Raw genomic sequence first — 9,130 nt, 5'->3', positions numbered from 1 at the left:
AGAACAAGCTGGGTTCGGCCAGAAAATGTACGACCAAAGCTTGGTACTGGAGTAGTCGTCGCTGCAAACGGGTGCGTTCAGGTAGATGGGGGAAGCAGTCACCCAGGTTGGCGACCAGCCACAGGTAGAACCGGCGGAATGAGCCGCCTTTGAGGCTGAACATCAGCCCGATGGTGACCAACTCACTAAGGCTGAGCTTGGCTTGTTGATGTTCATGCTGTTCAGCCTTCGAACGCAGGGCATCGTCTACCCCAACGTACATCACCAAAGCAACGTCTTCCAGCGATAGAATGCATCTCGGGTCTGGCCGCATACACCAGACCCTATTCCTTTCTCCCGCTACTTTTCAACTAGCACCAGTGATTATCTAGCCTCCTCCACCAGCCTGGCGGCCCTCGAGGTGCTGGTACACGCCGAGAGCTACGCCGATTTGCCGGAGTACCGCGCTTTTCCGGTGGAATTCAACGAAAGCCTGGTGGCGGAACTATCCGAGCTACCCCCCGACTGGCAGCAGAGCCCCGCCCCTTCCAGCACCAAGAGCCTGGGCAGCCACTGGGCCAGCGAGGGCAAGAGTGCGCTTTTGCGCGTACCCAGTGCGGTGGTGCCGTGGGAGTATAACTACGTGCTCAACATCCTGCACCCCGACCACAGCAGGGTGAAAATTGGCGAACCCAGGGTCTTTACTTTTGACCCCCGGCTGGACAAGTAGAGCCGGGGCCACCCGTCCGCAACCCGAGGAGGCAAGGCCAACCTCTTGTCATTCCGAGGCGGCATAGCCGACGAGGAACCTTGCACTGAAAAGGGATAGTGCATGGAAGGGACGACAGCGTATCAGCTTCCACACCTCGCTTTGCTCTGTTTGGAATGAAACAAAATGACCTTCCAGGGCGCTGGTGAACCTATGCAACCGGGCCTCAATCCGACTACGTACCTGGAAATACCCGCAGCCTGCCTCTGGGCGCGACCCGAACCTGCTCCCCCAGACCCGCCTCCAGCTTCACCACCGCTTCCCCCACCCCCAGGTTCACCCGGCACAGCCGTTCGCCCCGCCCGCCATAAACGGCCAGTACTTTGGCGGGCAGCCCTTCCGGCGCCGGGGCCAGGTCTTCGTAGCGGAAGGCCAGCAGGCCCGGCCCGCTTTCCACACCCTGGACGGCCCAGGCCAGGCCGTTCAGTCTGACCTGCCCGCCCTGTACCTCCACAGGGAGCAGGTTCAGACGCCCGAAAGCCCGTGCTGCCGCAAGGGTTTGGGGCTGGGCATACACTTGGGCAGGGGTGTCCACTTGCACGATGCGCCCGCCGTCCATCACCGCAACCCGGTCGGCTACCGCCAGAGCCTCGTCGGGGTCGTGGGTGACATGGAGGGCGCTCACGTGTTCGGCCCGCAGGAGCGAGGCCACCTCGAGGCGCAGTTCCTCGCGCAGCACCGGGTCGAGCGCCGAATAGGGCTCATCCAGCAGCAGCAAACGCGGCCTGGCCGCCAGGGCTCGAGCCAGGGCCACCCGCTGCTTTTGTCCGCCCGAGAGCTGGTGGGGTTTGCGAGCGTCCAGCCCGCCCAGCCCCACCCGGCCCAGCAGATGATGGGCTAGCGCCCGGTCGGGGGTTTTCATCACCAGCAGGAGGTGCTCGAGAGCGCTCAGGTGGGGCCACAGGGCATGATCCTGGAACACGTAAGCCAGCCCGCGCTTCTCTGGGGCCTGATGGGTCACGTCCTCGTTGCCCAGGAAGATGCGCCCTGCATCGGGCTCGAGCAGCCCCGCCACCAGATTCAGCAGCGTGGTCTTGCCCGAGCCCGAGGCCCCCAAGACCGCCACAATTTCGCCGGGCGAAAGGTGCAGGTTGGCATCGAACACCCCCGCCTTGCCGAAGTTTTTGGTGATGTTCTCCAGACGCAGCATGGTGGAAGTCTCAGGGGTAACGCTGGATAGCTGAGGGCCTATAAGTCCATGGCCGATAGCGAGAAATGATTCGAAGAATCGTGGGCTACTTGCTACAGACACTCGTACGCAAGCTATCCTAGCTCACCACGCCCCGGCGCGGTACCCACAGCAGCAACAGCGACAGGGCCATCAGCATCAGCCCGATGGCGGCGGCTTCGCGGAAAAGCCCGCCGTTCAGCGCCGACAGCACCGCCACCCCCAGGGTCTCACTCCCCGGTGCGTACAGCATGGCCGACAGGGTCAGCTCGGCCAGGCACAGTGGCAGCACCAAAAACACCCCGGCGGCCAGGTAGGGCCCTAGCAGGGGAAAGCCAATCTTCCACCAGGCCCACCCGTGCCGCAGGCCAAACAGCTTGCCCACCCCCACCAGCCGCTCGATGCCGCTTTCCAGTCCGGCCTCTATCGAGCGCAGCATCAGTGCGGCAAAGTTGAGCAGGTACGCGAGCAGCAAAATCCAGGGAGTGGCATAGACCGGGGTGGGGGCCAGCAGCAGAATCAGGCCAATGGCCAGCAGGGTTCCCGGCAACAGGTAGTGCATATCCAGCACCTGCCGTAGCCGCTTCAGAGCCCCGCGCTGGGGGGCCAGCAGCAGCCCCAGCAGCAGGAGCAAACCCGTGGCCAACAGGGCCAGCAGCAACGAGTTGAGGAGCCCCTGCCGTACCAGCGGCAGCTCCCAGGCCGCCCCAAAAGCGGGCTGAAAGGCGCCGGTAAAGGTGTTGAAGAGGGCCCGGCGCACCAGGCCCACCAGTGGAAACACCACCGCTATCAGCGCAAACAGGACGAAAGCGGTTTTGGCTGCGAGCCCCAGCCTGGGTCGCAGCAGCCGGGGAGAGGGTTCGCCGGTCGGTTGACTCCCAAGCAGCAGGGCCGGAACTGCCAGCAACCCCAACAACAGCCCAATGGCTGCTGCCTCGCCCAGGGGGTCGGGGCTGGCGGGGGAGAAGAGCCGGGCATAGGCCAGGGTGGGCAGCGTATAGACCTGGGCAGGCAGCCCCAGCACCGCCGGAACCCCGAAGTTGCCCAGCAGGGTCAGGTAGAGTGCCCCAAAGGCCGCTACGAGCGCCGGAAACAGCGGGGGCACCAACGCCCGCACACGTTTCCAGCCCGTTACGCCATGCACCTCGCTGGCTACCAGCAGCGGGGCCAGCTTGGATTCCAGGGCGGGGCGTAGCAGCAGGTAGGCCACCGGGGCGTAATGGGCCGTCCAGGCCAGCAGGATGCCGCCTACCCCATAAGGCTGCACGTTCACCAGTTGCAGGGCATACAAAAACCCGAGTGCTCCCACAAAGGGCGGCACCAGGTAGGCCGGCAGCAGCAGCGTATCCCACCCTGGGTGCAGCCGCGCCCGGAAGGCCAGCCAGGCCAGCCCACCCCCCACCCCCAGGCTCAGGAGACTGCCCACCAGCGCCAGGAGTAGCGAAACCCCCGCCAGGTCGAGCACCCTGGGCAGAATGGCAAGGTCGCCCAGCCCCCGCCAGGCCAGTACCCAAAGCGGTAGGGCTACCCCCAGCGAGAGGAGTAGCCAGAACAGATTGGTTAGGGGTTGTCGCCGGAGCATCAGCGCTATCCTAGTGGTCTAATAAGTTTATTTTCTTGTCATTCCGAATGGAGCGAAGCGGAGTGAGGAATCTGATGCGCCTCAGTCCACTGTATTCACCTTAGCCATGCAGTATCAGATTCCTCGTTGCACTGCGTGCGCCTCGGAATGACAACGAGAAGTTGAGGGAAGAAGTTGGGTTCATTAGAGGCATCCCGATTACTTTGCTACCAAACCACTAGCAGTGAGGTGAGGGTATTGACGGGCGGTCATGCCCGGCTGGGTTGAGGGGTTCGGATCAGGCGTGGTCGGATGAGAGGGCGTCGAAGCAAAACAGAAAAGCTAATCTTTGACCTTATACCAAATCTGCTCAGAAGTGACCCAAAAGCGATATACAAGTCCCTCGAACGCGCCCCTTGGCGCGGCAAGTGAGGGGCGCGTTTAGCGCCGCTCACGCGCAGAGTTGGTATTAGACAGGTCAACCTGGCTTTCGGCCTTCAGCCTTCAGCTTTCGGCTGCTTCAGGCCCTTTTAGCGCAGATTGAACAGCGTGTTGAATTGTGTAAGCAGGTTTTGCCGGTTGGCCTGGATGTAATCGGCTGCCGAGGGCACCGAGAGCACCTCCCCGCTCACCCCCGCAGGGCGAGGGGCCGAAGCGATGACGGGAATGTAGCCTTGCTGGGCGAACAGGGCCTGGGCTTCGGGCGAGAGCAAGAAGCGCAGGAAGCGCTCGGCCAGTACCGGGTTGCGGCTATTGCTCAGAATGCCGATGGGGGTGGGCACCAGAATGGCCCCGTCGCGGGGGTAGATCACCTTGAGCGGCGCCCCCTGGCGAATGAGGTCGCGGATGCCAAAGTCGGTGATGATGGCCAGGCCATACTGCCCCTCGGCCAACTTTTGCTGAAGGACGGGGTTGGACTGCTCGACCTTTAGGCCGTTGCGCTGGAGTTGCTCAAAGAAGCTAAAGCCAAAGCGCTGGCTGAAGGTACCCAGGGTAGAGAGGGCCGCCCCGGAAAAGTTGGGGTTGGGCATGCCCACCAGGTCGCGGTATTCGGGCTTCAAAAGGTCGCGCCAGGAGCGCGGTTCGGGGAGGTTGCCCAGCTTGCGGGTGTTCACGGCAATGCCGTTGTAGAGAAGCCGTACCTCATAGTAGCGCCCACCCTGGTAGGCAAACTTGACCGGGAAGCCGGGCGTAGTGGCCCGCACCGGGCGCAAGCGGTTTGCGGCGGCCAGTTCGCGGAAAAAGGTCTCGTCGGCCACCCACAGCAGGTCGGCCTGGGGGTTGTTGGCCTCGAGCTCGGCCCGCAGACGGGTAATCACCTCGCCGGTGCCGCTGCGGAAGACCTGCATGTTGACGCCCGGATTGGCCCGTCTGAACAGCTCAATCATGGGGTTGACGTTGGTCAGGACTTCCGAGGTGTAGAGGGTGATGGTTTGCTGCTGGGCCAGAGCCAGCCCAGAAGCAACCAGAGTAGCCATAAAGAATCTTCGCATTAAGCCTCCAGTGAAGGGTTGTATCCCCTTAGAGATTGTGCCCTGTTTATTGTCAGCCCACGGTCAGAACAGACTTGGTGTTGGGCTACGAAAGCCGTAGTTATCAGTAATCTCTATGGTCAGAACAGCAGGGTGCTGGTCACAGGTCTTGGGTAATCTGAGGAGCTTTTTTACGTGGAAAGTTCAGGCAGCACCGGCGATGATGCGGTGGTCTTTGAGCTCGAGCCTGCCCAGGCCGTGTTTGCTCGAGAGCCGCTCGAGGTTTTGCTGGCGCTCCCCCTGGCGGGCGGCATAGGACATATTGGCTCCGTGCATGGAAACCGCAACGCCCCTGCCGGGAAGCTGAATGAGCGGGTAGCCCGCCGAGGTCACGCGCAGATACCAGTCCCAGTCCCAGTAGTCGGCCATCTCGGGGTCGAAGGGGCCCAGCTCGTCGTGCAAAAAGCGCGGATAGGCCGCGCCGGTGGCGAGCAGGTGGTTGTCGGTGCGGAGCGAGAAGGGGCTGGCTTTGAGGTCGAAGGGGATGCGCTCGAGTTCCAGACCGTCGCGCTCCAAAACCAGGTAGCCGCCCCGGTAGACCAGCCCGGCCTGCGCTCGGAGGGCCCGCACCACCCGGTACAGGTGGGTGGGGTCGAGCCACCAGTCGTCGTCGTCGAGCAGGGCAATTATCGAGCCGGTGGCATGGGACAGCCCGGTGTTGCGGGCGTGCACCTGCCCCCGCCCCTCGTTGCGAACCCCCAGGATGCGGGGGTCGCGCAGGCTGTGGGCGGCCAGGATGCCCGAGCCGTCGCCATCGTCCACCACCACCGCTTCCCAGTCGGGGTAAAGCTGAAGCTGGAGCGAGCGCAAGGCCCGCAGCAAGAACTGGGGCCGATTGTAGGTGGGAATCAGCACACTGACCATCGTTTACTTGAGATTAAAACCCTTTTGTCAGGGCCGCTTGGTACGCCTCCTGACATTTGGCTGACCCGCCTGACCCTGTCCTGACGCATGGGCGCAACCCTCTCTTTTGGAGAGGTTTTCTATGCGAATCCTGGTGACCAACGACGACGGTATCTACAGCCCTGGGCTTCTGGCCCTGGCCGAGGTGGCAACGGCTTTTGGCGAGGTGCGGGTGGTCGCGCCCGATGTGGAGCAGTCCGCCATGGGCCACGCCATCACCATTTCCCGCCCCCTGCACTACCGAGCCACGCCGCTGGGGGGCCTCGAGGCCTACCGCGTGAACGGCACCCCTGCCGACTGCGTGGCCCTGGGCACCCACCACTGGGACAAGGTAGACCTGGTGCTATCGGGTATCAACCTGGGCTCCAACCTGGGCAACGAAATCTGGCATTCCGGCACGGTGGCCGCCGCCAAGCAGGCCGCACTGCTCGGCATTCCTGCCATTGCCTTTAGCGCCCCCGTCAATGGCCGCGAGCCCGACTTCGAGGCCCTCAAACCCTGGGTGGGGCGGGTGCTGGAAGCACTGCTGCGCGAGCACAGGCCCTTCCTGATCAACGTCAACCTGCCCACCAAGCCTAAGGGCATTCTATGGGCCCGCCAGTCGGTGCGGATGTACGAGGGCCGGATTGTGCCCGGCACCGACCCCATGGGCCGCGAGCACTTCTGGTTTGCCGCCTACCCCGACCACGAACCCGAGGAAGGCACCGACCGCTGGGCGGTGGGCCACAACTTCATCGCCCTTACGCCGCTGCGCCTCGACCTGACCGACGAAGCCCGCCTGAGCCAGGCCTTTCAGCTGGCGGCCTCGGCGGATTGAAGGTATTCATGGTCGATAGCTTATAGCCGATAGCTGATAGCCCAATTGTGCAGTAGCCGCTGGGCAACCTCCGGCCAGCTTAGGGCTATCGGCTATCCACCATCGGCTATCGGCAGATTTTTCGGCTACACGTTGAACAAAATCAGCATTACGTCGCCGTCCTGCACCACGTAGTCCTTGCCTTCGGTGCGTACCCAGCCTTTTTCCTTGGCCTGGGCCCAGCCGCCGGCCTCCACCAGCTTGTGCCACTCGATCACCTCGGCCCGGATGAAGCCCCGCTCGAGGTCGGAGTGAATCTCACCGGCGGCCTGGGGGGCCCTGGTGCCTTTGCGAATGGTCCAGGCCCGCACCTCTTTCTCCCCAGCAGTGAAGAAGGTTTGCAAGCCCAGGGTGTGGTAGGCGGTGTGCACCAGTCGATCCAGCCCCGACTCCTTCAGGCCCAGGGTTTGCAGGTACTCGGCAGCCTCTTCCTCGGAAAGCTCGGCCAGTTCGGCCTCGATCTTGGCCGAGACCACCATCACATCGGCGCCCTCCTGGGCTGCCGCCTCGCGCACCTTTTGCACGTGGGGGTTCTGGGCACCATCGGGCAGGTCTTCCTCGGCCACGTTGCACACGTAAATCACGGGCTTGTAGGTGAGCAGGCCCATCTCGCGGGCGGCTTTGCTCAAAAGTTCCGGCTCGGCACCCTTGAAGGTTCGGATGGGCTGGCCCTGCGAAAGGTGTTGCATGAGCGGTTCCAGCACCTCCAGCAGGGCTTTGTCGTCCTTGTCGGTGCGGGCCGACTTGCGCAGCTTGTCCAGGCGCTTTTCGATTGTCTGGAGGTCGGCCAGGGCCAGTTCGGTGTTGATGGTCTCGAGGTCGTCCAGGGGGTTGACCTGGCCGGCCACATGCACCACGTTGGGGTCTTCGAAGCAGCGCACCACGTGGGCAATGGCGGCTACCTCGCGGATATTGGCCAGAAACTGGTTGCCCAGGCCCTCGCCCTTGTGGGCCCCCTTCACCAGCCCGGCAATGTCCACAAACTCCACATGGGTAGGCACAATGGGCGGCACCCGTTCGCCCTTCACAAAGAGCTTTTGCAGGGCGGTCAGACGCGGGTCGGGGAGCGTGACCACCCCCACGTTTTTGTCAATGGTGGCAAAGGGATAGTTGGCGGCCAGGGCGCCTGCTTTGGTAATGGCGTTGAAGAGGGTGGATTTACCCACGTTGGGAAGACCTACGATGCCGACTCCGAGTGATGCCATGCGGTTCCTCTGGGCAGGCCACGCTGCCTGCACACAAGCCCCCATTCTAACCCAGAGGCAAAAGCCCCGGGCAAGAAGGGTAGACTCGAGGTGTCTCAGGAGGTGTTCATGGCAACGGTGCTGCTCTTGATGCTGGCGGTGGCGGCAGTGCTGCTGATGGTGCAGTTTGGCCTGGATACCCAGAATCTATCCCAGAAGCCCGCCGATATCCTGGCCGATGAAAGCTACGTGCTGGTGGCCTTGCTGGCAATGGTGGTGATTGCCGGGCTGGTTACGGCGGTGTTGCTCTATGTAGCGCCCCAGTGAGCTTGCAATGAGTCGGCAAATCATTGGTGTGCTGAAAGCCCAAGGTTCAAGGCCAAAAGCGAACAGCGCTGCAAACCAGGCCAGATACACGCCCCCTGTTTGAAGAGCGTTTGGGTTACCGCCAGGCCCTGCGTTTGCTGCTCACCGGGGAGCTTCAGAGAACCACAAGGGCGCTCTGGGGGCGTTTTTTATGCCAGCTTTATGGGGGCACAGGGCGAGCCCTCTCATCAGGCGACACCCCAGGCGCAACTTTCTGCCTAGCTGTCGGTTTGTGAAGGCGAGAGGAACGATGTGGATTCGGTATCATTCGCCCAAGCCAAGATGGGCCCTGGCTTCCTGGGCGAACCCGGCCCAGTCCAGCACGGCCCCGGCCAGGGCCAGGTAGCCCCTGGTGGTACAGACCTTGCCCTGCCAGTGGTAGGGTTCTTTACAGCGCTCTAATGCGGTTCCGGCCAGGGCTTCTTCGGCAATGGGGTGAGCGGCGACCTGGCCCGAGACCTGTCCGGCCTCCCACAAAAAAAGCACCCCATTGGCCCCGGCGAACACCGCCCGCAGGCCCTCCCACACCTCGCCCAACCAGTCCTGGTGCTCCGCATCGCGCCCCAGTTTTCGCATCTGGGGGCCGCCGGGAATCACCAGCAAATCCAGTTCGGGCCTGGCGGCGAAGGTGTACCTGGGCGTCCAGACCGCGCCCGCGCTGCCTTCCAGGGCGGTGCGTCCCCGTGCCAGGGTGAACCGCTCCCAGCCCAGGAGCCGGGCCACCTCGAGCGTCAGGGCCGCCTCGGCCTCGAGGAAACCCGGTGTGAGCAAAACGCCCATTCGCATGGCCTCATCCTACCAACCAAGGCCAA

General features: G+C 63.1%; 9 protein-coding genes and 1 pseudogene. 3 read left to right on the top strand and 7 right to left on the bottom strand.

Annotated features, from left to right (window positions below):
- Nucleotides 1-313 (bottom strand): annotated as a pseudogene (locus J3L12_RS06960) (hypothetical protein); the annotation flags it as partial.
- Between the two features lie 12 nt (nucleotides 314-325).
- On the opposite strand from J3L12_RS06960, the gene J3L12_RS06955 reads away from it, so the two are divergent.
- Nucleotides 326-709 carry an RES family NAD+ phosphorylase gene (locus J3L12_RS06955; protein ID WP_347708856.1) on the top strand — a complete coding sequence of 128 codons (384 nt, stop codon included), beginning with the start codon at nucleotides 326-328 and terminating at the stop codon, nucleotides 707-709.
- Between the two features lie 214 nt (nucleotides 710-923).
- Here J3L12_RS06955 and J3L12_RS06950 read toward each other — a convergent pair whose 3' ends face one another.
- The 4 genes from J3L12_RS06950 to J3L12_RS06935 all read right to left on the bottom strand — a co-directional run bounded on the left by J3L12_RS06950 (nucleotide 924) and on the right by J3L12_RS06935 (nucleotide 5,873).
- Entirely contained in the window at nucleotides 924-1,898 is a 975-nt protein-coding gene (locus J3L12_RS06950; RefSeq protein WP_208014317.1) for an ABC transporter ATP-binding protein, read from the bottom strand.
- A 118-nt stretch (nucleotides 1,899-2,016) separates the two neighbouring features.
- Nucleotides 2,017-3,498, bottom strand: a complete 1,482-nt coding sequence (locus tag J3L12_RS06945) for an ABC transporter permease (RefSeq protein ID WP_208014316.1) — start codon at nucleotides 3,496-3,498, stop codon at nucleotides 2,017-2,019.
- A gap of 509 nt (nucleotides 3,499-4,007) precedes the next feature.
- The gene (locus tag J3L12_RS06940; RefSeq protein ID WP_243455015.1) at nucleotides 4,008-4,955 is read right to left on the bottom strand and encodes an ABC transporter substrate-binding protein; all 948 of its coding nucleotides are present in this window, start codon (nucleotides 4,953-4,955) and stop codon (nucleotides 4,008-4,010) included.
- Nucleotides 4,956-5,153: 198 nt separating this feature from the next.
- Nucleotides 5,154-5,873, bottom strand: coding sequence for a glycosyltransferase (locus tag J3L12_RS06935; protein WP_208014314.1), 720 nt, complete (start codon nucleotides 5,871-5,873; stop codon nucleotides 5,154-5,156).
- A 121-nt stretch (nucleotides 5,874-5,994) separates the two neighbouring features.
- On the opposite strand from J3L12_RS06935, the gene surE reads away from it, so the two are divergent.
- The gene (surE, locus tag J3L12_RS06930; protein ID WP_208014313.1) at nucleotides 5,995-6,729 is read left to right on the top strand and encodes a 5'/3'-nucleotidase SurE; all 735 of its coding nucleotides are present in this window, start codon (nucleotides 5,995-5,997) and stop codon (nucleotides 6,727-6,729) included.
- Between the two features lie 125 nt (nucleotides 6,730-6,854).
- On the opposite strand, the gene ychF is transcribed toward surE, so the two are convergent.
- Nucleotides 6,855-7,973 carry a redox-regulated ATPase YchF gene (gene ychF, locus J3L12_RS06925; RefSeq protein ID WP_208014312.1) on the bottom strand — a complete coding sequence of 373 codons (1,119 nt, stop codon included), beginning with the start codon at nucleotides 7,971-7,973 and terminating at the stop codon, nucleotides 6,855-6,857.
- A gap of 108 nt (nucleotides 7,974-8,081) precedes the next feature.
- On the opposite strand from ychF, the gene J3L12_RS06920 reads away from it, so the two are divergent.
- A complete protein-coding gene (locus J3L12_RS06920; protein WP_208014311.1) occupies nucleotides 8,082-8,279 on the top strand; it encodes a hypothetical protein in 198 nt (65 codons plus the stop codon).
- A gap of 303 nt (nucleotides 8,280-8,582) precedes the next feature.
- Here J3L12_RS06920 and J3L12_RS06915 read toward each other — a convergent pair whose 3' ends face one another.
- The gene (locus J3L12_RS06915) at nucleotides 8,583-9,104 is read right to left on the bottom strand and encodes a DJ-1/PfpI family protein (RefSeq protein ID WP_208014310.1); all 522 of its coding nucleotides are present in this window, start codon (nucleotides 9,102-9,104) and stop codon (nucleotides 8,583-8,585) included.
- Between the last annotated feature and the right edge of the window lie 26 nt (nucleotides 9,105-9,130).

It is taken from the genome of Meiothermus sp. CFH 77666 (genome assembly GCF_017497985.1).
Taxonomy (GTDB): Bacteria; Deinococcota; Deinococci; order Deinococcales; family Thermaceae; genus Meiothermus.
The sequence above is the reverse complement of the archived record's forward strand: the minus strand, read 5'-3'. Positions and strand labels throughout refer to the sequence as shown.